At 37.2% G+C, this 25,529-nt stretch carries 20 protein-coding genes and 1 pseudogene; 20 read left to right on the top strand and 1 reads right to left on the bottom strand.

Annotated elements, in window-relative coordinates; translation table 11 throughout:
• Positions 1 to 17: 17 nt before the first annotated feature.
• The 17 genes and pseudogenes from CZ434_RS11900 (at position 18) to CZ434_RS11820 (ending at position 21,855) form a co-directional block, all read left to right on the top strand.
• Positions 18 to 1,343, top strand: coding sequence for a UDP-glucose dehydrogenase family protein (locus CZ434_RS11900; protein WP_077623343.1), 1,326 nt, complete (start codon positions 18 to 20; stop codon positions 1,341 to 1,343).
• 63 nt (positions 1,344 to 1,406) lie between these two features.
• On the top strand, positions 1,407 to 2,063 hold the full coding sequence (locus tag CZ434_RS11895) for a sugar transferase (protein WP_245831069.1): 657 nt from the start codon (positions 1,407 to 1,409) through the stop codon (positions 2,061 to 2,063).
• A gap of 41 nt (positions 2,064 to 2,104) precedes the next feature.
• Entirely contained in the window at positions 2,105 to 2,578 is a 474-nt protein-coding gene (gene pssD / locus CZ434_RS11890; protein WP_077623341.1) for a PssD/Cps14F family polysaccharide biosynthesis glycosyltransferase, read from the top strand.
• Positions 2,575 to 3,060: a PssE/Cps14G family polysaccharide biosynthesis glycosyltransferase gene (gene pssE / locus CZ434_RS11885; protein ID WP_077623340.1), complete on the top strand. Its 486-nt coding sequence runs from the start codon at positions 2,575 to 2,577 to the stop codon at positions 3,058 to 3,060. The genes pssD and pssE overlap by 4 nt, the downstream gene beginning before the upstream one ends.
• A 10-nt stretch (positions 3,061 to 3,070) precedes the next feature.
• Complete coding sequence (locus CZ434_RS11880) at positions 3,071 to 4,075, top strand: glycosyltransferase (protein ID WP_077623339.1); 1,005 nt, start codon at positions 3,071 to 3,073, stop codon at positions 4,073 to 4,075.
• Positions 4,076 to 4,307: 232 nt separating this feature from the next.
• Positions 4,308 to 5,822 carry an O-antigen ligase family protein gene (locus CZ434_RS11875; protein ID WP_077623338.1) on the top strand — a complete coding sequence of 505 codons (1,515 nt, stop codon included), beginning with the start codon at positions 4,308 to 4,310 and terminating at the stop codon, positions 5,820 to 5,822.
• The gene (locus CZ434_RS11870; protein WP_077623337.1) at positions 5,803 to 6,813 is read left to right on the top strand and encodes a polysaccharide pyruvyl transferase family protein; all 1,011 of its coding nucleotides are present in this window, start codon (positions 5,803 to 5,805) and stop codon (positions 6,811 to 6,813) included. Before CZ434_RS11875 ends, CZ434_RS11870 begins: the two co-directional genes overlap by 20 nt.
• Positions 6,814 to 6,826: 13 nt before the next feature.
• Positions 6,827 to 8,326 (top strand): oligosaccharide flippase family protein, encoded by a 1,500-nt coding sequence (locus tag CZ434_RS11865; RefSeq protein ID WP_179107256.1) that lies wholly within the window; start codon positions 6,827 to 6,829, stop codon positions 8,324 to 8,326.
• Between the two features lie 102 nt (positions 8,327 to 8,428).
• Positions 8,429 to 9,796, top strand: a complete 1,368-nt coding sequence (locus tag CZ434_RS11860; protein ID WP_077625170.1) for a sugar phosphate nucleotidyltransferase — start codon at positions 8,429 to 8,431, stop codon at positions 9,794 to 9,796.
• 76 nt (positions 9,797 to 9,872) lie between these two features.
• Complete coding sequence (locus tag CZ434_RS11855; protein ID WP_179107255.1) at positions 9,873 to 10,571, top strand: triple tyrosine motif-containing protein; 699 nt, start codon at positions 9,873 to 9,875, stop codon at positions 10,569 to 10,571.
• Positions 10,572 to 10,812: 241 nt separating this feature from the next.
• Positions 10,813 to 12,489 (top strand): hypothetical protein, encoded by a 1,677-nt coding sequence (locus CZ434_RS11850; RefSeq protein WP_077623334.1) that lies wholly within the window; start codon positions 10,813 to 10,815, stop codon positions 12,487 to 12,489.
• 418 nt (positions 12,490 to 12,907) lie between these two features.
• Positions 12,908 to 13,400: pseudogene (locus CZ434_RS22740) on the top strand (UDP-glucose 6-dehydrogenase family protein); the annotation flags it as partial.
• A gap of 244 nt (positions 13,401 to 13,644) precedes the next feature.
• Positions 13,645 to 14,373: a MurR/RpiR family transcriptional regulator gene (locus CZ434_RS11840; RefSeq protein ID WP_179107254.1), complete on the top strand. Its 729-nt coding sequence runs from the start codon at positions 13,645 to 13,647 to the stop codon at positions 14,371 to 14,373.
• Between the two features lie 133 nt (positions 14,374 to 14,506).
• Positions 14,507 to 16,474 (top strand): PTS 2-O-a-mannosyl-D-glycerate transporter subunit IIABC, encoded by a 1,968-nt coding sequence (mngA, locus tag CZ434_RS11835; RefSeq protein WP_077623332.1) that lies wholly within the window; start codon positions 14,507 to 14,509, stop codon positions 16,472 to 16,474.
• A 16-nt stretch (positions 16,475 to 16,490) separates the two neighbouring features.
• Positions 16,491 to 19,109 carry a mannosylglycerate hydrolase gene (gene mngB / locus CZ434_RS11830; protein WP_077623331.1) on the top strand — a complete coding sequence of 873 codons (2,619 nt, stop codon included), beginning with the start codon at positions 16,491 to 16,493 and terminating at the stop codon, positions 19,107 to 19,109.
• A gap of 69 nt (positions 19,110 to 19,178) precedes the next feature.
• Positions 19,179 to 20,309, top strand: coding sequence for a glycerate kinase (locus tag CZ434_RS11825; protein ID WP_077623330.1), 1,131 nt, complete (start codon positions 19,179 to 19,181; stop codon positions 20,307 to 20,309).
• Positions 20,310 to 20,574: 265 nt separating this feature from the next.
• Positions 20,575 to 21,855 carry an Nramp family divalent metal transporter gene (locus CZ434_RS11820; protein ID WP_179107253.1) on the top strand — a complete coding sequence of 427 codons (1,281 nt, stop codon included), beginning with the start codon at positions 20,575 to 20,577 and terminating at the stop codon, positions 21,853 to 21,855.
• A gap of 123 nt (positions 21,856 to 21,978) precedes the next feature.
• On the opposite strand, the gene CZ434_RS11815 is transcribed toward CZ434_RS11820, so the two are convergent.
• Entirely contained in the window at positions 21,979 to 22,164 is a 186-nt protein-coding gene (locus CZ434_RS11815) for a hypothetical protein (RefSeq protein ID WP_077623329.1), read from the bottom strand.
• Between the two features lie 424 nt (positions 22,165 to 22,588).
• Between CZ434_RS11815 and CZ434_RS11810 the strand changes: the two genes are divergently transcribed.
• The 3 genes from CZ434_RS11810 to CZ434_RS11800 all read left to right on the top strand — a co-directional run bounded on the left by CZ434_RS11810 (position 22,589) and on the right by CZ434_RS11800 (position 25,526).
• Positions 22,589 to 23,656 (top strand): TRAP transporter substrate-binding protein, encoded by a 1,068-nt coding sequence (locus CZ434_RS11810; RefSeq protein WP_245830978.1) that lies wholly within the window; start codon positions 22,589 to 22,591, stop codon positions 23,654 to 23,656.
• Positions 23,657 to 23,739: 83 nt separating this feature from the next.
• Positions 23,740 to 24,237, top strand: a complete 498-nt coding sequence (locus tag CZ434_RS11805) for a TRAP transporter small permease (RefSeq protein WP_077623328.1) — start codon at positions 23,740 to 23,742, stop codon at positions 24,235 to 24,237.
• Positions 24,238 to 24,248: 11 nt separating this feature from the next.
• Positions 24,249 to 25,526 (top strand): TRAP transporter large permease, encoded by a 1,278-nt coding sequence (locus CZ434_RS11800; RefSeq protein WP_077623327.1) that lies wholly within the window; start codon positions 24,249 to 24,251, stop codon positions 25,524 to 25,526.
• Positions 25,527 to 25,529: the final 3 nt, after the last annotated feature.

Raw genomic sequence — 25,529 nt, 5'->3', positions numbered from 1 at the left:
AAGTGGAGGTCAAAAAAATGAAAATTGCAGTTGTAGGAACAGGTTATGTCGGTTTAGTTACTGGTGTCAGCCTATCTGAAATTGGCCATACTGTTACGTGTATTGATATTGACCAAGCAAAGGTGGAAAAGATGAGGAAAGGGATTTCTCCTATTTACGAACCAGGCCTTGATGAATTAATGATGAAAAATTTAGAAGCAAATCGGCTGTATTTTACCAATAGTCATGAAGAAGGATTTGAAGATGCTGATGTGATCTACATAGCGGTAGGAACCCCGGAAAAAGAAGATGGTTCTGCCAACTTAGTATTTGTAGAACGGGTTGCAAAGGACATAGCAACTCATATCAAACAAGATACCGTAGTAGTTACAAAGAGCACAGTTCCAGTAGGCACGAATCATAAAATCAAACAGATTATCAATGTGAATCTAGTTCAGAATGTGAATGTGGAAGTCGTATCTAATCCTGAATTCTTAAAAGAGGGTTCTGCTATCTATGATTCTTTTAATGGTGATCGAATTGTGGTCGGAGCAGACAGCGTAGAAGCTGCTAATATAATAGAAGATATTAATCAGCCATTTGGTGTCCCTGTGTTTAGAACAGACATTAGAAGTGCAGAAATGATTAAGTATGCTTCCAATGCTTTCCTTGCTACTAAGATTAGTTTCATTAATGAAATTTCTAACATTTGTGAGCGTGTAGACGCTAATGTGGAAGATGTAGCAAAAGGAATGGGAATGGATAAGCGGATTGGCGACAAATTCTTAAATGCCGGTATTGGATATGGCGGTTCCTGTTTTCCAAAAGATACAAAAGCATTAATTCAAATTGCTGGTAACGTAGAGTATGACTTTGAATTATTAAAAGGTGTAGTAAATGTTAATAAAAAACAGCAGGCTTTGCTGCTGGATAAGTTGGCCGATCGTCTGCCTTTAATAGAAGGAAAGAAAATTGCCGTCTTAGGTTTGGCGTTTAAGCCTAACACTGACGATATGCGGGAAGCCGCTTCTTTAGTTATTACAGAGGAATTGGTAAAGAGCGGTGCAGAAGTAGTTGCTTTTGATCCAATTGCTACAGAAAATGCTAAAACACTTTTAAACGATAAAGTTCAATATACAGAAAATGTAGCAGAAGCTGTTCAAAATAGTGACGCTGTTCTTATTTTAACTGAATGGGATGAAATAAAAGGTGTAAATCCTAAACTTTTTACCACAATGAAATATCCTCTGGTTATTGATGGAAGAAATTGTTTTAGCATAGAAACAATGAGAGAACATCGGGTAGAATATCATTCTATTGGTAGACCTTCATTAAACAATAATTTTAGCAAAGTGACAATATAACTTTTAATCTTTTAGAAAGTTGGTGAACTATTGCCAGTGTCAACTTCTAACAAAAGCACAGTAATACAAAAGAATAGAGAAATACCACTTCAGCAAGTGCAGGTAAGTGATAGTAAATTTTACTTAGCTATGAAAAGAATGATTGATATCATAGCTGCTGTTCTAGGAATAGTTATCCTTTCTCCTCTGTTTATCATTATTGCACTAATGATAAAAGTGGAAGATGAAAAGGGTCCAGTTCTATTTAGTCAGGTACGCATTGGCAAAGATGGTAAGAAATTTTCAATGTATAAATTTCGGTCGATGGTTTCCAATGCTGAAGAATTAAAGGCTTCGTTAATGGAACAGAATGAAGCGGAAGGTCCTGTCTTCAAAATTAAAGATGATCCAAGGATTACCAATATAGGGAAATTTATAAGAAAGACTAGTATTGATGAATTGCCACAATTATTTAATGTATTAAGAGGTGAGATGAGTCTTGTTGGACCGAGACCACCGCTACCCAATGAAGTTGCTCAATATACGAGTTATCAAAAGCAAAGGCTAAAGGTCGTTCCAGGCCTAACCTGTTACTGGCAAGTGAGCGGGAGAAGCAATATAGGATTTGATGAGTGGGTTGAGTTAGATTTAAAGTATATTCGTAAAAGAAATATGGTTATAGATTTCAAGCTGATATTTAAAACTGTATTAGTACTATTTGGTTCTAAGGATGCGTATTAAAAACTCAACATACTAATCATTTAAAAGAAGGGCGAAATATTATGGGAAAAGTGAAACTGTGTCTTGCTAGTTCGACAGGGGGACATTTAACACAGTTGTTACAACTAGAAGAGTTGTCAGGAAACTATGATACTTTTTGGGTTAGTGAAAAAAGCGAAACTTCGAAGAATTTATTGAAGAACAAGAAGAAGTATTACTTTATTCAGCAAGATAGAAAGCAAAAAGCTTTTATTTTTAAATTCTTATTTAATATCTTTAATGCAATTTTTATTCTCGCAAAGGAAAGACCTAACGTAATCATTACTACTGGTGCAGGAGTAGTGATCCCTTTATGTGTTTTCTCAAAGCTTATTAACTGCAAGGTGATCTTTATAGAAAGTTTTGCAAAAGTTGATTCTCCTACTATAACTGGAAAGTTGTTATATAAATTGAAGGTTATAAATAAAACATATGTTCAATCTGAAAAGATGCTTAAACATTATGAAACAGCTGTTTATAGGGGGACTCTATATTGATCTTTGTAACTTTAGGAACACAAAAGTTTCGGTTTGATAGATTAATTAATACGCTAGATAACTTAGTGGATAATGGAATATTAAAAGAAAATATTGTAGCTCAAGTTGGTGAATTCAACTACAATGTTAAAAATATAAAACTGCATAGTTATATTACACCAGAAGAAATGAACAGATATATACTTGAGAGTAAAGTTATAATAACTCATGGAGGAACGGGTTCTATAATTAGTAGTGTTAAAAATAGTAAGAAGCCAATCGTAGTTCCTAGACAAAAAAAGTTTAAAGAACATGTTGATGATCATCAAATTGAAATTGCAAATCTCTTTGAAGAAAAAATGTTAATAGAACCTGTGTATAACATTGATGACTTAACAACAGCGATTCAACGAGTAAGAGAGAATCCCAATGTCAGTTATGAATTTGATAATGGTGTAAATATTTCTGAAGACATAAACAAATATATTAGTAGTATTTTTTAAGGGGAATATAATGAGTAAAGTAAAAAATATTTTTTTAATATGGCATCAGTCTCAAGCTAGAGTAAATTCTATGGAACAAGACTTTGATTACAAACCTTTTTATATAATGTCTGGAATAAAGAAAAAAAAATTGATACTTATTGATTACTTAATAAAGCTCTCTAAAACTATTCAGATATTATTTCGTCATAAGCCACATACAGTTTGGGTACAAATACCTCCTTCTGTTATACTTTTTGCAGTTTACATTTATAAATTATTCTATCCTAATACTGTGGTGGTATCTGATTGTCACAATGGGCAATTTAGAGATCCTTGGCTTAATTTCCCATTTGCAAAAAAAATAATAAATAAGTGTTCAAATTTAATAATTGTGCATAATGAAGATATCTATCAGCAAGTGCTCTCAATGAAGATATTAGATGAATCTAAAATTTTTATATTAGAAGATAATTTGCCTGATCCAGATTTAAATAATGAAAGAGTAATTCTAGATACGGACAGAGAAATAGTTTTATTCCCAGCATCGTTTAAAGATGATGAACCTGTACAGGAATTATTAAATGCAGCTAAACAAATCCCCGACACCGATATCCTTATAACCGGAAATATTAGTGGTGAAAAGTTAAGAAAACATTCTTTAACAGAAAATGACATACCTAGTAATGTTAAATTCACAGGATGGGTTTCCAACGAAGAATATAAGGATTTAGTTGTTAAAGCTGACTTGATGTTAGGCTTAACACTTTACGATTATATTCAGTTGAGTGTGGCAGTTGAAGGTGTTGGATATGAAAAAGCAATGGTTTTGTCAAATACTAATACATTGAGAAAGTTGTTTAGTAAAGGAACCATATTTGTGGACAACAATGCTAATGATATAGCAAAGGGAATAAAAGAAGGTCTCGCTAACAAAAAAGAGTTAGAAGAACAAATGAAGTTATTTAAGAAAGAAAAGAAAGATAACTGGAAAGAAAAGGCAAGGGGAATAAAAGAGATCATTGATTCCATTTAAGTAACATAGGGACTTACATTTTAAATTTAGTGGATCAATCTTTTTTATAATACGAACAAATTATCCTGCATAAGTGAGTTTGTTGTATTAGCTTATAAAGAGTCATTATAAATTCATTTCTATTTTGATGTGCATTTAAAAAATATAAAAAATATTTTATTTAAATACTAAAGCTAAAACTTCGAAATAGTTAGCCTCACTCATGTTAATTCTCTGATTCAAGGAGGCAGTGATGTACAGCAATGATGTATTAAAACAAACTTCAAAAGTTTTTTTGATTTTTATAATAAGTGTAGTAATTGGGATAGTAAGTGTAGTTTCGGAACAAATTGACTTGTTCGGTTATAATCTCGGATTATTCCTTGTACTATTTTCTTTACTATCTACTTTATTAGCAATTATAGTAATATACTATGGCTTAATACCTGTATTAGGTCTACTTTTGTTTTTGACATTGTCATTCAACATTGAAGTTCCCTTAATAAGTCAAGGAGAATATGGTTATTCTGCTAATCATCCTACTGGCTTAAGAGCGGCTGTTGTGATAAATCAGTTTTATGTAATTATCATAGTGTGGTTTTTAGCTTCTTTATTAAGTAGAAAATTTCACAGTTCCAACAACGAGTTTAAAATAACATTAGAATTTATTTTATTTGCTCTAATGGGTATATTTGGTCTTGTTTCTTTGTTATTAGGTGAAAACAAGTTAGCTTCTTTTTATCCATTATTAAGACTTTTCTTTATATTACTGCTGTTTTATTCATTTTCTACACTAAGTTTAGAAAAGATATGGAAGTCTCTTATTTCTTCAGCAGTGTTTATTGTCATTTTTCAATTTTTAATTGGTGTAATACAAATATTTACTGGAAGAGCAGTGGGTTTGGAAATTCTTGGAGAGAGTAGTGAGCCATTTAGAGCAACTAGTTTAGTAAGTATAAGTGAGCGAGGAATGAGTGGTACTTTAGAGCATCCAGGTGTCTTAGGATTATTTATAGTTTTAGTATTTACTTTTATTTTTTCTTCTTATTTAAATTTATCTAATTCAAATAATATGATCATCTTATTTACTATATTTCTAAGTTTATCTACGGTTATTTTAACTAATGCTAGAACTTCAATGGTTTTGCTTCTAGCAAATTTTTTAATCCTCATAATAGGTAGTCTTTATATCAGAAAAAGAAATGGATACCCTGTTAAAAGGCTTTATTATACGATTGCTACTGGATTTATAGCTTTGACAGCATGTATCATCATCGCGTTTGATTCTTTATATAATAGATTTGGAGATTCGGATTTTATATATCAAATCTACTATAGAAGTTATTTAAGTCAAATGAGCTTAGATATTTTTACCGATAATCTAAAAACTATTTTCTTTGGAATAGGATTGAATAATTATACTGATGTAGTTTCAAAATTAGGCGAGGGTTTTGAATATAGCAACCCTGTTCATAATCTTTACCTTCTTAATTTGGTAGAGGGTGGAATATTATTTTTCCTGGCTTATTTACTACTATTAATGACAGTAATTTTTAAAATGATTACGGTTATATTTAAAGGGAATTTTAAACATGCAATAATGGCATTATGTGTGTTATCTTTCATGGCAGTTTTGTGTGTTTACAATTTTACTGGATGGTCTGGGTATAAAAATCAAACATTTATCTTTTTCGCTATTAATTGTATAGTATCCTCAAAAATATACTGGGAATTTAAAAATAATTGGAGTGAGAAAAATTATTACTGACAGATTAGATACCATTTTAAAACAAACAAAAGAAGTAACTTTAATAGGGTACTATGGAAGGAATAATTTTGGCGATGATTTAATGTTAAAGAATATTACTGATACTTTTCAGCAGTATAATCTAAAAGTTAATGTAATAGCATTTGGTGAAATTCCATGGCTAGATAATAGTGTGAACGTCCACCAATGGGGAGAAAATAAGTTAGAAAAGTTTAAAACATTCCAAAAAGCAACTAAAAAAAGTTCTTTAATAATTTTTGGTGGAGGAACATGTTTTACTGACGAAGATGGGGATGGCTTTTTTAAATTTATGTCATTTGCGAAACTTATCCGCAAAAAAATAGCTTATATCGGTATAGGTATCGGCAACCTTAAAAGAACATCCAGAATGCTAAAAACAAAGTTTTTAATAAATTCATCAGAATATTTATCATTTAGAGATAGACATTCATATGATTTAGCAAAATCATGGAAAAAAAATAATTTGGATAAAATTGAACTAGTGGAAGATCCGGCAGATAGTCTACTCGCAAGCTATACAGGTCTTAACCAAGAAAGTGCTGCAACAGGATTAGTTGTTGCATGGAGAAACTTAGAGAGATACACTCAAACAACAATAGGTAATGATTTAAAAAAAGTAGCTCAGCTATCTGTTCGTTTATTTGAAAAGTATAATTTGAAAACTATTACTATCATCGATACTGATTCCTATTTTGACAAGAAAGTTGGACAAGATTTACTATCCTTATTAAAATCTTACAAGGATGTACAGGTCAACTATATGGAGAGTAAGTTGTATGAAGAAAAATTAAAGGTGTTACAGAAAAGTCAAGTTATCTTGACATCCAGGCTACATGTTGCTGTCGCAGCAAAACATTTTAAAAGAAAATGTTATGTATATAATTATTCCCCTAAAATAGAGTATTACGTTAACAATGCTAATAATGAAAAAATTGAAATTTTTTCAAATTCTGTATTTGCAGACGCTTAAGACTGGAGATTTTATGAGTATTAAGAACAAAAGAAAAAATAATCGTGCAGTAAAAGATGTTTCTTTTTTATGGATATCACAATTAATTGCAGTATTCTTGGGCTTTGTTACGCAACTAATTATGGCCCGCTTTTTTGATGTGAAGGAGTATGGAGCTTTATCTACTGCTTTAACGTTAACAACTATACTAGGTTCCTTCGCTGCATTAGGAGCTGGGCAGAACTGGCTTAGAAATTTTGGGAAAGAAGGATGGCAAGCACTAAGATGGGTTAAGCCCACCATCAATATTAATATAATTGCAATAATAGTATCTATTATACTTGGTCTTATAATAACACTTTTAACGGATATCTCCGAAATGACTAAAAGTTTTTCAATCCTCTTCTTCACTATTATTATAAGCCGAGGACTTTCTAACATAGCTGAAGCGGTATATCAATTAGAGGAAAAATATAGTAAGTTAGCAGTATTAAAATCTCTTCTCCATCTTTTTAGATTTCTAAGTGTTGTAGTAGTTTGTCTTTTTGATAAATCAATATATCATGTGGCAATTGGTTATGCAATTTCTTCTATTCTCTTAACATTAGTGTACTGTTATCTAATAAGGAGAATGTGGAAGTTCGAAGTCAATTTAAAAGGGCATAAAGAAAAAGATGAAGCGTTAATTTTACAACTCAACAATAAGTCTATTAAATCAACATTTATTTATATGATACCCTTTTCAGCTGCTTCTCTATTCTATATGGTATATTTTCAGGGAAATGTTTATATTGTGAATGCTGTGCTTGGGGATATAGATTCCGGTATTTATTATGTAGCATTTTCGGTTATGAATGTAATTTACTTATTCCCAACTACCTTTTACCAATCATACTTAATTCCTAAGGTTCATAGATGGATTGGAAAGGATAACAGTAAAATAAGCTTTATTTTTAACTTAGGTTCCAGAATTTCTATTCTTCTTGGAATAATAATGATGAGCTTTCTTGCTGGTCTTTCCACTTATGCGGTTCCTCTCTTGTTTGGTAATAAATATACATTGTCAAGCATGTTACTGGTGCTACTTTCTTTAACTATACCTTTGCGTCTTTTAAGTAATAATATGGGAAGTTTACTTGTAACTGAAAAGCATGTATCAAAGAAAGCCTATTATCAAGGTATAGGTGCCTTATTCAATATTATTACTACAATTCTGTTTGCGAATTATTACGGTTTATATGGTGTTATAATAGCAACATTGCTAACAGAGGCACTGATTACGATGCTTTTTTATATAGGAGTAAAGAATAATGTAAAAGAGGTTAAAAGAACTAAGAATAACAAAAATTTCTCTTACTTAATGATTACCCTATTATCATGCAGCATAACTATTTTATTTTTCTATCTATTATACACCTTTGAAAATAATGTAATGTATAGTGTAGTAATGTTACTTGTACAGTTATCGCTCTGTTTCTTTATATTTAAAAATGTTATGAAAGATTTTAAACTGATAAAGAGCAAAAAAGGTTAAGTCGAGTTGTCGAGAAACAAAAACTTTATCTAAGCCCACATTATTTAATTTGGGCATCTTAGTAAGGTTCTTTAAAGAATAATAAGCTAGGAAGTGATTAAACTGAGGTTAGTTCTATTGTCAGGTGGTTCAGGTAAGCGTCTTTGGCCATTATCAAATGATTCTAGATCAAAACAATTTTTGAAAGTTTTAAGTGATGAAGATGGTAATAAAGAATCTATGGTTCAACGGGTATGGCGACAGCTAGAGAAAAATAATTTAGCTAATAATTCTGTGATTGCAACCAGTAAGTTGCAGGTTGAAATGATAAATAGCCAGTTAAGTTCTGAGGTATCGATTGTAACAGAACCTGAAAGACGTGATACATTCCCGGCAATTGCTTTAGCTGCAGTTTACTTGTATTCTATTCAAGGATGTAGTTTAAATGAAGTAGTGGGAATGCTTCCAGTTGACCCATACGTTGAAGACCGCTTTTTTAGTAGGGTTAAAGATTTAGAAAAGGTGCTGGTAAATTCAAATGCTGACTTGGCATTAATAGGTGTAACACCTACTTTTCCTTCTGAAAAGTATGGTTATATTGTTCCTCGAAATGATATTGAAAGTAATGAATATATAACAGTAGATACATTTAAAGAAAAGCCGGAAGAACAGGAAGCAAAAACTTTGATTAAAAATAATGCTTTATGGAACTGTGGAGTTTTTGCTTTTAAACTAGAATATATTATCAATCTTTTAGTAGAAAAAGGCCTTCCTATTCAGTATGAAGAATTGTTAAATCAGTATGATAGTCTTCCAAAGAATAGTTTCGATTATGAAATCGTTGAAAAGGCAAAGCATATTGTAGCTTTATCTTATGATGGGTATTGGAAAGATTTAGGGACATGGAATACACTAACTGAAGAAATTGCCTATAATGTAACGGGAAAAGGTGTCATTGACAAAGAAGTAAAGAATTCTCATATTGTAAATGAACTAGACATCCCTATTACTCTATTGGGTATAGAGAATGCAGTCATTGCTGCAAGTCCTGATGGAATATTGATTACTGATAAAAAGTCAAGCCCTAAAGTTAAAGAGTATATAAATAATGATAATGATCGGCCCATGTATGAAGAACGTAGATGGGGCTGGTATAGAGTACTAGAGTATACTAAGTACAAAGAGGGTAGTGAGGTATTAACTAAACGTATTGGTATTAGTGCAGGAAAGAACCTAAGCTATCAAATGCACTATAAGCGGAGTGAGGTGTGGACAGTTATAAAAGGTGAAGGAGTATTTGTACTTAACGGTCAGCTAACTCATGTTCGTGCAGGGGATGTAATCGAAATTCCTTTAGCATCTAAACATGCTATAAAAGCCACTACTGATATGGAAATCATTGAGGTACAAACAGGAAGCGAATTAATTGAAGAAGATATTTTGCGCTTTGCTATGGAATGGGAAGAAATTATTGATCTAATTGAGGTTTAACTTAAATAACTTTTATTATAAGTAAATACCCCAGCGTTAAGTACGTTGGGGTATTTAACATATGGAGAGAATAAAATTGAAAAAAATACATATCTATATCTTTTCTTTGGTAAGTGTCTTGTTTCTGTTATTTCCAGATAGTATTTTAGCAGACGGAGAGGGCCCTCTTCTTGAAGAAGTAGAAGTGACACCCAAAATAGTACATGTAGGAGACACAGTGGAAGTAAAGGCGAAAGTCACTGATGCGAAATCTACCGTTACCCATGTGGAAGCAATATATGAAAACCCATCAAATAATCGATACCTTTTCATGAATATGGAGTATGATATCTCAACAGGCTTATGGATTGGTAGGTACACTGTGACATCCAGTGATGAAGCAGGTATATGGACCATTGATCACTGGTTTTTACAAGATAGTGCGAAAAACTCTTCAGGTGTCTATGATTCTGGACCAGAAGCTAATTTTGAAGTGAATGGTAAAGTAAAATCCCTATTACTAGATTTAAGCAGTCCAAGCCCAGAAAAAGCCGGAACACCTATTGAACTAACAGCTACTTCAACAGGGAGCAACACTCCGGAATACCGATTTTTTGTGCGGAATGAACAGGGAGAATTATCTCTCTTGCAAGAGTATGGAAGCAATGGAATCATAAGCTGGACTCCTGAGATACCAGGGAAGTATGAGATTATTGTGCATGTGAAAGATAATAGCAGAGATGGCTCTTACTATTTCTATGAGGTTCGAGCAGCTATAGTATATGAAATACACTAATAGGACTTTATTTATTAAATGCTTCTTAGCGTTGAATAATGTCCACTTGATTTTACTAATTTTATAATTTAGCAGATAAGAAGAAGTACATATAAATATGGCAATGTGCTTCTTCTTAAACAGGAGGAAGGTTTATAGTGATGGAGGTTATGAAACCATATTCCTAAAAGTACTTCATAGTACTCAATAAACTAATACTTAATATAAGTACGTCAAATATAGTTTTAGAGAGGCGATGCTCATGAAGCGCAGAAACTTTTTATCTAATTTATTACTTTGGATATTAGTTTTCTTTTTTGGTTACACATTTAAGAAGGAGGACAGCCTGTCAATTTTTGAAGAAACAGAGGGGGAAACCTTTTTTGGGAAAGAACAAGACTCAGTTGATAAATTAATGAAAATTAAAAAAAGAACTGCTGGCTTTGTAAGTATTCTGGAATATGAAAGTTATAAGGTAGCCACTTCAAATGGCTGGGATTGGACGCCGGCTTTTCAAGAAGCAATCAAATATATTATGACCAATGGTGGCGGGACTTTAATTGTCCCTCCTAATGATTATGAAATTGTTGGTTCTATATATACTCATATGGATGAGTATGATGAGGACGATATTTATTCTCCATTGACAATTATGGGATTGACGCCTTTGTTTTCTGATTTATTTAATTCTAAGTCTAAACATGTGGCTAGATTTATAAAGAAAAATAAAGGGAGTATATTTGTTACCAATCATACTCAATTACAAGAAATTGTATTACCAAAACCATCAGTGTATCGCAATCTTAAAATTTCTGGAATAGCTTTTTATGGCACAGGAACAAATGATGCCACTTATCCCAAAATTTCTGCGTCAACAAGGGCTATATCAGCCATAAAAATGTATCGGACAAGTATTACTTTAGAGAATTGTCTTTTTTGGAAATTAGCCAAAGGTGTAGAGCAACCCGACTTTGTTAATAGTACCGATAACTACTGTGATCAATCTGTATATAGAAGGTTACATTTTAGACATATGGGAACGGGATGGCTTGAGATACAGCGAGGAGACGTTTCAACTTTTGAAAATCTGACAGGATATGACATGGCAAGAACATGTGAATATGGTGTGAAAGCAAGAAAAGGAGAGTCATTTAAGGTAAAAGATATACTAGTAGCTGGAAAAGGGATGCATCTTTGTAAAGATTTCAAGTTAGTAGATTTTGAGCATGTTAATAGTGCCATGATTGAAAATCCTTACTTAGAAAATGTAGAAGGATTGCTTGCCAGATTAAATAATTGCAGTAATATTACAATTAATTCAATTGGAGTACGTCATTATGCTCAAACTCTAATTAAGGGAGAACATAGCAGGAATATTAAAATAGATGGTATATATGGTTTGGTAGAAGAAGGAAAAGTATTATCTGCCAAAGATACTAACTTTACTCAATACAGTAACGTTACTCTGCCACTTGACTTTGATTTTGATTCCACTTGCTATAATATTGAAATTGATCATTTTTTGTATAGAAATGGATTTCATAAAAAAAATGGGACATTTAAAGAAACTAGTTTAAGAATGTTCCCTAAAGTAAATAAAGCAGCACATAATGAAAGAGGCCAAGAATTCAACCTTGTTATTCAATACAATGGAACAGATATAGTGGCAAGTTCAAATGGCAAGGTTGTTAGTTGGTCTTATTTATTGGGAACAGAAGCTCCTACTTTTAATAAAAAAACAGGAGAAATAACTTTTAAGGCTACTGGAATATTTGCTAATAACCCATCTGTTGTAGTATATAGTAGACAATCCCTAACAGAAATCGTTAATGTTCCTGTTGTCATATCAAATCAACCTTTAAAAGTAAGATTGTATAAAACAGATTATGCTTTTGTTGATTTATCAGACATTGCTTTTGGATTAAATGTGAAATTTTAATAAACAAGCAGATATATGATAAATCATTATTTATCAAGTCACCCAAATGGATTGAAAAGTAACAAAATCAAAAAGAATATTCTATCAAACAAAGACTGTTCAACCAATTAGCAGTCTTTTTACGATATTAGTTACAATATAAAAGATTGGTAAAAAATTTGGAGTTTAACATTATTATTTTTAATGGATAATAGAGAAGTAGGATTGGGGTATAAATGATTTTTAGAAACTGGAGGCAGTTATGGAAGAAGAAAAAGAATATTCGCTAGCAGATATAAACTACTTACTAACCGTCAATTGTTTTGGGTTTTACAGTTGATAATAAACGATTTCCCTTGTTACTTTTTAAAGATGGATCATCAATCGTTTTGTTAAAAGTTCAAAACTTGTTCGTTCATATATGGTGAAACTAGAGGCTTTAAATATGAAACAAATTATTGATGGAGTTGGAGTGGATCCCCGTCGGTAGCCACTACAATAATCTTTCATTTGGTTATGGAGGATATTGTCTCCCTAAAGATACGAAGCAATTTCTGGCTAACAATAAGGATGTTTCAAATAATATCCTGGCAGCAATTGTAGATACGAATAGAACAAGGAAAAATCATATTGCAGACATGATTATAAAACGAAATCCATAGTTTGTGCGGAATCTATCGACTTAAGATGAAAATGGACTCTGATAATTTCAGACAGTCAGTTACTCAAGGTATGGTGTTGCGTATCAAGGCTAATTGAATTGAAGTCGTTGTGTATGAGCCGGCAGGAAACATTCTTAAATCCAAAAGTAATAAATGATTTTAAAGAGTTTAAGAAGGTTTCGAATGACATCTTTTGCAAACAGATTGTCTGATAATTTACTGGAAATAGAAGATAAAGTATATACTAGGTATATACTTAGTAAAGATTAATTGTTTGACCCGCTAGGCTTTGGCTTGGCGGGATTTTCATGTTATAAGGTCTCTGTTCCGTAGGGTGTATTGTTTTACAAACAGCTTCTTATTTCATTGGCTATTCCCACAAATATATTTTCCACAATATTTTCAATCCATAAACAGATAAATGATTATCCCCTTTTTATTAATGTATATTATAATGAAAAGGCTTTTTTTGTTGAATGCTGTAGTTTGTAGTGAAAGCAAAGGGAGGAAGAACATGAATTTAAAAGAACGGGCACACAAATATGAATATAAATTAAATGATACAGATGATCAGATTATTGACTATATTGTTGAAAATAAGCAGGAAGTAACAGGGATGTCTATCCAGTCGCTGGCGCGCAATTTATTTACCGTTCCCAATACCATTACCAGGTTGTCGAAAAAGCTCGGCTATGATGGATTTTCTCAACTTAAGAACAGTTTGAAAGAAGAAGTGCAGGAATCCGATCCGATACAGGAAACCAATGTTGAGTACAATTTAAAACGGTCCATCGAACTGGTGGATCATACTATGCTTCAGCAGGTTTCCAATAAACTTCACGAGGCAAGGCGTATATATGTCTTTGGAGTAGGAGATACATTGCCATTTTGTGAAATTTTATCCACCCACCTGAAGATCGGCGGTAAATCTGCAGAATATTTCCTTCACCGTCATGATGCTGTTTATGCAATGAACCATGCCAGCAGCCAGGATGTTCTGTTTCTTATTAGTATGTCTGGTGAAACACAACAGGTATTGGAAATGGCAGACTTGGCTAAGGAAAAACAAGTGCCTGTCATTTCCTTGACCCATTTCAGTCGTAATTTCTTACAAAAAAAAGCAGACATGAATCTTTATTTTTATTCCCCTAAGAAAAAGCTGGAGAATTATAATGTTTCGGATAAGACACCGGTTATGCTGATGCTGCAAATGCTGTCTGATACTTTCTGGCAAAAAACATAGATGTGTATAAATACACATGATAACGCTTTCTGGACGGGTGTCCGTGTAAATATACGAATAAAAGCAAACGCTTTCCTGTGGTGTGCTAGGATGAGGTCAAGGTAAGAAATACAACCATGAAGGGGGAAGACACATGAGACTACAACATCTGACCTCAACTGACTTGATTAATACGAATCTTACTTTTGAATCCAAGGATAAAGCGATTCAATATTTAATCAATCAGTTATGGGAAGCAGGTAAGTTGGACTCGAAAAAAGAATTCTATCAAGCCGTCATGGACCGGGAAGCCTTATCTGCTACCGGATTTGAAGGCGGTCTGGCTATTCCGCACGGCAAGTCGACAGCTGTTAAGGAAGCATCTTTCGCGGTTGCGACTTTGAACACTCCTTTGGAAGATTGGGAGAGCATAGATGAAAACAATAAAGTAGAACTCATTATTCTTTTAGCTATACCTGAGGCAGAGGCCGGATCCACACACCTTTCCTTGCTGTCGGAATTGATGACGCGAATGGCTGATCCGGCTTATAAGGACAGGCTGTTAAAAGCAACATCGAACGAAGAATTGTATCAAGCGTTAGATGGTGAAGAGAAAGTGGAGGAGGAGAAAAAAGCCCCTTCTTCCGGAAAGACGGTACTAGCCATTACGGCATGTCCAGCCGGTATTGCCCATACGTATATGGCTGCTGAAGCGCTTGTCCGAGCTGGTAACGACTTGGGCGTTGAAGTACTTGTCGAAAAACAGGGGGCCAACGGGATAGAAGATCGTTTTACGAAGTCCCAATTGTCGAACGCAGATGCAGTGATTTTCGCTGCAGACGTGGCGGTGAAAGACAAACAGAGATTTTCCCGTTTGCCGAGCATAACGACTTCGGTAGCAGCTCCTTTAAAGAACGCAGATGGACTGATGCAGGAAGCGTTGGAAAAATCGAAACACGCACCTGAACGTGAGGAAATAGTTACAGACGAAGAACCGGACGACGATGGTTCTGAAAAGAAGCCTTTCAAAGCAGAGATTAAAGATTCCATCATGACTGGAATTTCTTATATTATTCCAATCATCGTGGCCGGGGGAATGACACTGGCTTTCGCTGTCCTTGTGTCACAGGCTTTTGGCCTCCAAGAGGTTTATGATACAGAAGGTTCATGGCTATGGCTGCTGCGTCAGTTAGGCGGCAACATGCTTGGTACGTTAATGGTTCCGATATTGTCTGCTTACATGGCCTATTCCATCTCAGATAAACCGGCATTAGGACCTGGATTTGCAGCCGGTATTTGTGCCAACTTGATTGGAAGCGGTTTTTTAGGTGGTATGCTTGGGGGTTTCCTAGCCGGTTATATCATTAAGTTTCTTAGACAAAAAGTACAGACAAAAGGAACTTTCTCCGGGTTTGTCAGCTTTTGGCTTTACCCGGTATTAGGTACCCTGTCTGTCGGATGTATCATGTTGTTTGTCGTTGGTGAACCATTAGCAGCCGTGAACAACGGTTTGATCGGCTGGCTGGAAGGCTTGTCTGGTGGTAATGCAATCCTACTAGGAGCGATTCTTGGAGCAATGGTTTCCTTTGACCTGGGCGGACCTGTAAACAAAGCGGCATACACGTTCTGTATTGGGGCGATGGCCAGTGGGAACATCATGCCATATGCTGCATTTGCTTCTGTTAAGATGGTGTCTGCTTTTGGTGTAACAGGCGCCACGATTATCGGTAAAAAGTATTTTACGAAGCCTGAACAAGAGGTCGGAAAGCAAACTTGGCTGTTAGGATTGGCAGGAATTACAGAAGGTGCCATTCCGTTCATGATTAATGACCCACTGCGCGTGATCCCATCCTTGATTGCCGGATCAGCCGTTACCGGTGGAATTGTCGCATATTTTGATATCGGATTGAATGTTCCGGGTGCAGGTATTTTCTCCCTTGCATTGTTAGAAGGACCCGCCTTAATTGTGGCAGCGAGTGTATGGTTTGGAGCAGCACTGATCGGAGCATTTATTTCCATGGTTCTCCTGATCTTGACGAGAAAAAACAAACTGAAGAAACAGACTAACACCGTTGAGGAACAAGAAAAAGCACAAATGCAAACAGCTACGAATCAATCATAATCGAGGAGGGGAAGTCATGAAACAAGTACACATCGTACCCCATATGCACTGGGACCGGGAATGGTATTTTTCCACAGAGGAATCACGTATTTTGCTTGTGAACAATATGGAGGAGATCATGGATCGTCTAGAGAACGATCCTGATTATCCCTACTATGTACTAGATGGACAAACGTCTATTTTGGAAGATTATTTCGCGGTGAAGCCGGAAAACCGGGAACGTGTGAAGAAATTGGTCCAGCAAGGGAAGCTTATTATCGGACCTTGGTACACGCAAACGGACGAAATGGTTGTCGGTGGAGAATCGATTGTCCGAAATCTTCTTTACGGCATAAAAGACAGTAAAGAATTCGGGAGCCCGATGATGATCGGCTACCTTCCCGATTCTTTTGGACAGAGTGCGCAAATGCCGCAAATTCTGAATGGTTTTGATATCGAATACTCCATCTTTTGGAGAGGAACTTCCGAACGGCACGGCACAGATAAAACCGAATTTTATTGGGAATCCGATGATGGTTCCAAAGTGCTGGTCCAATTACTGCCGCTAGGATACGCAATTGGAAAATACCTTCCGGAAGATGAAGAGGCACTCCAAAAAAGAATGGAAAAGTATTTTTCCGTACTGGACCGGGGAGCGACAACCGATCATTTGCTTGTCCCGAACGGCCATGATCAAATGCCGATTCAGAAAAATATTTATACCATCATGGAAAAGCTGAGAAAGCTTTACCCAGATCGTGAATTTTTCCTGAGTAGATATGAAAATGTGTTAGCTGAAATAGAAAAGCAAGAAAATCTTCCGGCATTATCCGGAGAGTTTATAGATGGGAAATATATGCGAGTCCACCGCAGTATTTTTTCGACCCGTATGGATATCAAAGCGGCGAATACCCGTGTAGAAAACAAACTGACAAGCATTTTGGAGCCGCTTGCCTCCATGGCATATGATTTAGGCTTTGAATACCATCATGGGCTGATTGAATTGATTTGGAAAGAAATCATGAAAAATCATGCACATGACAGTATTGGCTGCTGCTGCTCTGACAAGGTCCATCAGGAAATTGCCAGCCGATTGTTTATCGCTGAAGAAAAGACCGATCAACTGATCGAATTTTATAAACGAAAAATCGTGGATGCAATGGAAACAGACGGGGATGACGACAGGTTGACCGTATTTAACTTCCTTCCATACGAACGGGAAGAAGTTATTACGACAGAAGTCATTTCCAAATATAAATCCTTCCAATTAATCGACGAAAATGGAGAAGAGGCTGATTTTGACATTCTCCATCAAGAAGAAATCGATCCAGGGCTGATTGACCGGCAAATTGTCCACTATGGCAACTATGATCCATTTATCAAGTACCAAATTCAGTGGAAAGAATCGGTACCTGCCATGGGTTACAAGACTTTCTTTGTGGTCGAGCAAGAGGAGACGAAACAGACACTGGATAGAAACTTCGTTGATATGATCGATACTGATTTCTATCAGATAAAAATAAATAAAAATGGTACGTTAACCATCAAAGATAAGCAGACGGATCAACAGTTTGACGAAGTCCTTCTGTTAGAGAACAGCGGTGATGATGGGGATGAATATGACTATTCTCCATTGAAAAATGAACAACCGATTCTTAGCGGTGATGTAGAAGCTCAAGTATCTGTCAGTCAAAATAAGTCGGAAGGATTCATTGATATCAGCTATGATTTGGATGTTCCGGAAGACCTTGAGAGCCGGAAACAGAATAAAAGAAACAGCAAAGTCGGGGTTCACTTCCAAATCCGGATACCGAACCATAAAAAGGTTATTGAAGTGGACTGTGAATTGGATAACCATGCCAAAGACCACCGGCTCCGTGCACTCATACCAACAGGCATTGCTTCCGATTTATCAACAGCCGACAATCAATTTGGCTATATAGAGAGAAATGTTTATGATCCTGCATTAGATGTCTGGAAGGAAGAAAACTGGAGCGAACGCCCTGACACCATCTATCCAATGCTGAACTTTGTCGGCTTATCGAATGATGATTATGGAGTAAGCGTGTTGACGAACAGTACACGTGAATATCAAATCATCGGCGATAATTATGAAACTATTGCCATTACCCTTTTCCGCAGTATTGGTGTTCTGGGGAAAGCGGAACTGGAACGGAGACCGGGACGTCCTTCAGGTATTAAGCTGCCGACTCCTGATTCGCAAATGCTTGGCAAATTAAAACTGGAGTTCGGGCTGCTACTTCACGAAGGTTCTACTCTAGAGGCAAATGTGGGCAGAGAAGCGAAAGAATATGTAACCCCTGTTCATACGTATAATAAAATTCCGCATAACGCCATGAAGTTGAATGCGTCTGAGGTGAAAACACCGACTTCTTATCGATTATTAAAAGAACAAAGTTCGGAAGTCGTGCTAAGTACCCTGAAAAAAGCGGAACAGGAAGACGGGCTCATCCTGCGTACGTTCAATCCGACTGACCATCAGGTGCAGGCTGCCTTTACATTGCCGGACAATTATCAGGAAGTTTACCAAACAAACTTGAATGAGGAAAAGCAAGCTTCAATAGAGGTTACAAAGAGCTCTGTTGAAACAAAGGTTAAATCTAATCAAACACAAAGCCTTTTAATCAAACGATAAGAGGAATGGTGCCTGCGAAACGTGCAAAGGTTTCTCAGGCACTATTTTTTCATAAGAAGGAGTGGAGACATGAAAATAGTATTGGCACCTGATTCATATAAAGGAAGCCTCTCTTCTATAAGGGTATCTGAGGTAATGGCAGATGCTGTTCATTCCATTGACTCAAACATCGAAACGATCGTAAAGCCAATGGCAGATGGCGGGGAAGGGACACTGGATGCTTTGTTAAAGGCAACAGCAGGTAAAAAAATCTCCATCGATTGTAAAGGTCCGCTTGGTGAGGAATCACAAAGCTGGTATGTGGAGTTGCCGGATAAAACAGCCGTAATCGAAACAGCCAATATAGCCGGTTTGCAGCTTCTTTCGGAACAAAATAAAAATCCGGATTTAACAACTACCTATGGAATCGGAGAAGCGATTCTGGATGCATTAGACAGAGGTAACCATACGATTATCGTTACTCTTGGCGGAAGTGCGACGAACGATGGCGGACTGGGGATGCTGCAGGCACTTGGCATGAAAGCGTGGAGTGCAACCGGCCGGGAAGTCGGTATTTACGGGGAAAGCCTGTTTTCTGTAAATAAAATAGACATACGTTCCCTCGATAAACGACTGGAAAATGTGAACATCAAAATTGCATCTGATGTAGATAATCCATTAACCGGAACAAATGGGGCAAGCCATGTTTATGGAATGCAAAAGGGAGCCAATGGCTCAAGGATAATCGATTATGATCAAGCACTTGAGAAATATGGCCCTCTAGTGGAGAAGGCCTTTGATAAACAGGTGATGAACAAAAAAGGGGCAGGGGCTGCTGGCGGACTCGGCTTTGCCTTATTGGCACTTGGAGGGGAACTGCAATCGGGAGCTGATTTGGTGGCAGAAACAATTGGTTTACGGGAAGCCATACAGGACGCAGACTTTATTTTCACTGGAGAAGGTCAAAGTGACAGGCAGACCTTGTATGGAAAAGCGCCTGGACATGTAGCCAAGATTGGTAAAGAGAGCAACAAACCGACAATTCTACTTTCCGGAAGCCTTGATGGTGATTTATCAAAGTTAAATGAGCTATTTGTTGGGTGTTTTTCAATTGTTTCAGGACCGAAAACGCTAGAGGAATGCATTGATAATGTGGAGGATTTATTATTTGAGACTACCAGGCAGGTAACGAATGTTTTGAAGGGAGTAGCGGGTTCTTAGTTTATCCTAATTGTGTATAATTTAACGTTTCATACAAACTATTGGCCGAGTAATAATCCTAACCAAATAATCCACCAACTCTACTAACTTATAGGTTGGTGGATTAGAATTCTACTAGATGCTATTTTCCGCCTTCCTAGTACAAAAGTAGCGAAAATCCTCCATGCATGGATAATGATTGTTTAGAATTATCAAAACATTTTATAATGGATTTATGTTATTTTACATAATCTTGTATCCACTTATATGAAGGAGGGGGCGCGAAATGGAAGAAAAAGCGACAGAACAAGGTTTTCATGGGCAGAAGTCATTTACACCAGTTCCACCCGCTACGTTTATTGGTAAACTAAAAGCTGTTGGACCAGGTTTTGTAACCGCTGCCACAGGTGTGGGGACAGGAGACTTGATTGCCGCACTGGTAGCTGGGGTTAGTTTCGGGACGACTTTGATCTGGGCAATTGTGTTAGGTGCCATCTTTAAATTCTTCTTTACAGAAGGAATGGGACGCTGGCAGCTTGCGACCGGTCGCACGATCCTTGAGGGCTTTCACTCACTCGGGAAATGGGCAACAGGGTACTTTGGAGTTTACTCGATTCTTTGGGGATTAAGTTATGGAGCAGCTGCAATGTCCACCAGTGCGATCATGATGGTGACGATGTTTCCCATTATGCCGCTGTGGGCGTGGGCGATCATTCACGGAATTGCGGGAATGCTGCTTGTTTTAACAGGAAGGTACAAGCTATTTGAACGTGTCATGACCGTGATGATTGGAATCATGTTTATTACGGTCGTCGGATCGGCAGTCATTCTGTTTCCTAGTATCGGAAATATTCTAAGCGGATTTGTGCCGAGGACAGGGGATGGTTCATTATTGCTCGTGTTGGGGTTGTTAGGTGGAGTAGGCGGAACCATTACCATGGCTTCCTATGGTTACTGGATCCGGGAAAATAAGTGGGAAGGTCGAAAATGGCTTCCGATGATGAAATTAGACTCTGCTGTAGGCTACACGATTACAGCCATTTTTACCGTATCGCTTCTTGTTATTGGGGCAGAATTTTTATATGGTACGGGCATTGAAATTGATGGAGAAGAAGGCCTCGTAACGCTTTCCAATATGTTCAGTGATCAATTCGGTGAGCTCGCCCGCTGGATGTTCCTGATTGGTGCATGGTGTGCTGCCTTTTCTTCTTTATTAGGTGTATGGAATGGAGTACCTTATTTATTCGCCGATTTCATCAGGATTGTCAGAGGGAGAAATAATCATAAAGTAACAGAAAAGGATCCGGCTTATCGTGCATATCTTTTATGGTTGACCTTTCCGCCGATGATTTTATTGTTTACCGGCAAGCCAGTGTTCCTTGTCATTTTATACGGTGCCCTCGGTGCGTTTTTTATGCCGTTTTTGGCGATTACGTTGATGTGGCTGTTAAATTCCAATCGTGTTGAAAAACCGCTTAAAAATGGCTGGGTGGCGAATACGGTTTTGGCTGGCTGTGTTTTAGTCTTTGGGTACTTGGGATTAGTGGAATTGATCAACATATTTTAAACATAGCAAAAACACCTTCAAATGAGGAAGTTATCTCGATTTGAGGGTGTTTTTTCTTTTCTCATATTATTGAGTCGCTCTAGGAAGCTTCCTTCCAGCATGGGGTTTTTGTCCAGTTACTGCTTAAAGCTGCTCCAATTCGAAAGTGCTTTTGAACTCCTCATAATCCAAGTCTAGTTGTTCGCAGTAATACTTTACATTTTCGAAAAAGTCGAAGTCAGGATCGACTGGCTGGTCACGATTCTCTGAATAATAAACTACTAAATTAAATAATTCCTGGAAAGCTTGAACTCTGGTTAATTGTTCCATCTCCATCATTCCTCTACTTTTGATTCCGGAAGAACTCCCGTCTTTCTATGGGTATCAGTATAACCTATAAACAAGTCCGCTGGCAAAAGTTGAAGGATTGTCTTGGTGAAATGCATATTGTCAAAATAGACAATAGTTTTTTTGCTTATTTTTGGTTCTAATTGATTTTTTTTATCATTATTTAGCTCTTTTCATTCCAATAGCAGGTTCTAAAAATACTGATATGACAATTGTTAGAAGTTTATTGACTTTTTATGTTAAGAAACTTAACATAAAATTATTGGTTAATTATCAAGTTTCATCATTGGTTTTAATGAAGTTCATTGAATACTTTTGGTCCAAACAGACAAAGAAAATGTCTGAATTTTTTTGTAAAATAGAAAACAAGGGTAAAATTTTTCAATTTAGAAGGGGCGAATGTGAAGTGTTTAAGAAGAAGAATCTAGCAATGCTCATTTTTTCTATTCTATCACTACTGGTTCTGGCAGCTTGTGGTGGGAATGGCTCTAGTTCAGGAGAAACACAGGAATCCGGTGGGGAAGAAGGGGACTATGATCCGATTACGATAACTTTCAGTCATAACCAACCGGTAGATAGTCCGGAACATGAGGGTGCGCTGAAATTTAAAGAAGTGGTCGAAGAAGAGACAGACGGCAAAGTGACGGTTGAACTTTATCCGGCATTGCAGCTGGGCAGTCTTCGCGAGCAAGTAGAAGGGACACAGATTGGTGAAATCGATATAACGATGCAGCCATCTGCTGTTGTATCTCCTTTTGTTGATGATATCAAAGCGGTGGACTTGCCGTATCTGTTCCCTACGGAAACAGAGAAAATGTATCAAGTGCTTGATAGTGAGGTAGGCGATGAACTTCTCGGCACACTTGAACAAGGCGGATTTAAAGGGCTTGGTTTCTGGCCTGGTGGATATAAATTGTTCACTACCAACGGAGTGGAAATCCATCAGCCATCTGATTTCGATGGTGTCACGATGAGAACGATGGAATCGCCGATATTGCTTGCTCAGTATGAAGAATGGGGCGGCAACCCGATTCCGGTTCCATATGCAGAGCTTTACAACGCTTTGCAGCAGGGAGTAGTAGATGGACAGGAGAATCCGCTGCAGACGATCTTCTTAAACAACTACCATGAAGTACAAGATACAATCATCGAGAGTCATCATGGATTGATGGCTTACGTGCTGCTTACCAACCAGTCTTGGTTCGAAGGGCTGCCTGCTTCCGTGCAGGAAACCATTATTGCAGCTGAAGAAGCCGGGCGCACAACAGCAAGAGAAGCGCTGGCTGATACGGAAGACGAGTATCGTCAGAACATCATTGACTCAGGTGTTAACTATTATGAACTCACTGATGAAGAAATAGCGGCATTCCGGGAAGCGTCTCTTCCAATTCATGAAGAGCATTATAACACTCCGGAACAACAGGAACTGCTGCAGAAAATTTATGACAAGATTGAAGAAGTGAACAATCAGTAATAACAGGATTTTAAGGGGCTAGCCTGCATGGTAGTCCCTTAAAACCATATTGTTTACATTTAAACGGGAAGGAGCGTGTACATATGAAAGTGTTGAAAAAGATAGAGGAGACCAGCATTGCGGTCGGATTGCTGGCGGTAACGGTTTTGCTGTTTGTCAATATTATTCTCCGTTATGTATTTTCGGCAAATACGACATGGGCAGAAGAATTTATCCGTTATGTCATGATCTGGATTACTTTTGTCGGGGCAAGTGTCTGTTTCCGGAAGGGGTTGCATGTGGGAGTGGATTTTGTCCTCGATCTTCTGAAAGGAAAAGTGAAAAAAGGGTTGCAACTATTCATTTCCCTTGCTTCGATGGCGTTTATGATTCTTTTGATTTGGTTCAGCATAGAATTGGTAATGTTTACAAAGCAGACAGGCCAAATTACGCCGTCATTGCAAATTCCGCTATATTGGGTTTACCTGGCCATCCCGGTGGGGGCAGCGTTGTCCTTGCTGCATTTGATCGTCAGATTCGTGAACATCATCCTGAATAGACCGCATATAGAAGAAACTTCAAGAGACATTATACAAGAATAGGGGTATCGATAATGGTTAGTTTACTATTGGTTTTGATTATGATTTTTCTCTTTTCCAGCACCCCGATTTTCGTTGCTCTGGGATTATCTTCCTTTCTGTCGGTCATCCTGTTGAGCGATATTCAGCCGATGATTTTAATTCAGCGGCTTTTCGGTGGTCTGGATCAATTTGCGTTAATGGCATTGCCTTTTTTCATTCTGGCGGCGAACATCATGGATGTCGGCGGACTGTCAAAACGGATTCTTCGCTGGTCGCGTGCTTTAGTCGGCCATATAACAGGCGGTGTGGCGATGACCACCCAGGTGTCAAGCATGTTCTTCGGTGCTTTATCCGGTTCCAGCCCGGCTACGGTCATCGCAATTGGAAAGATTATGTACCCGGAATTGCTCCGGAAAAAGTACGATAAATCATTTGCTTCGGGATTGTTGGCGTCTTCAGGAGCCGTATCATTGATTATCCCTCCGAGTATTACTTTGATTATATTTGGATCGGTGACAGGCGTTTCAGTCGGCAGCCTCTTTATCGCAGGTATCGGGGCCGGGGTTATTTACGGTCTGTCTTCGATTGCCTACATTTACTTCTACGCCAAAAAAAATAACCTTCCAAAGGACAAGCGTGCCTCCGGCAAAGAGGTGGTCGATGCGACTGCCAAGGCTTTCTGGGCGCTCTTAATCCCGGTCATCATTCTTGGAGGTATTTACTCCGGGGTTTTCACTCCGACAGAAGCTGCGGGAGTTTCGGCTGTATATGCCCTTTTTGTAAGTGTTGTCATTTACAGAGAGATGAATTGGAAGAGTTTTTATCATACACTGGTCGATTCGGCAATCACGACCGCGCAAGTATTGGTGCTCGTGGCAGCCGCTCAGGTGCTCGGCTGGATTTTGACACGCGGAGGAGTGCCTCAGCAAATCGCCGGCTATATTGCGCAAAATATCGATTCTGTCGTTCTTTTCCTTCTATTAATTAATATCGTCCTGCTTATATTGGGGATGTTTATGGAAGGGGTGGCTGCGATTACTATTTTAGCTCCGTTGATTTATCCGGCTGCATTGTCGATGGGAGTGGATCCAGTCCATCTTGGTGTGATCATGATCGCCAATCTGGCTGTCGGTATGTACACCCCTCCGTTTGGTATCAATATTTTTGTTACGCAGACAATCACGAAATTGAACATGGTCGAAATGCTGCCAGGTTTGATGCGTTTCTTCCTTGTAAATGTTATCGCGCTTTTGATCATCACATATGTGCCTGAAAGTTCTTTGTTCCTGGTAGAGTTACTACAAGATTAGGTG

The organism is Sediminibacillus massiliensis (assembly GCF_900156915.1).
Taxonomy (GTDB): domain Bacteria; phylum Bacillota; class Bacilli; order Bacillales; family Amphibacillaceae; genus Sediminibacillus_A; species Sediminibacillus_A massiliensis.
This window is presented reverse-complemented; position numbering and strand designations above follow the sequence as displayed.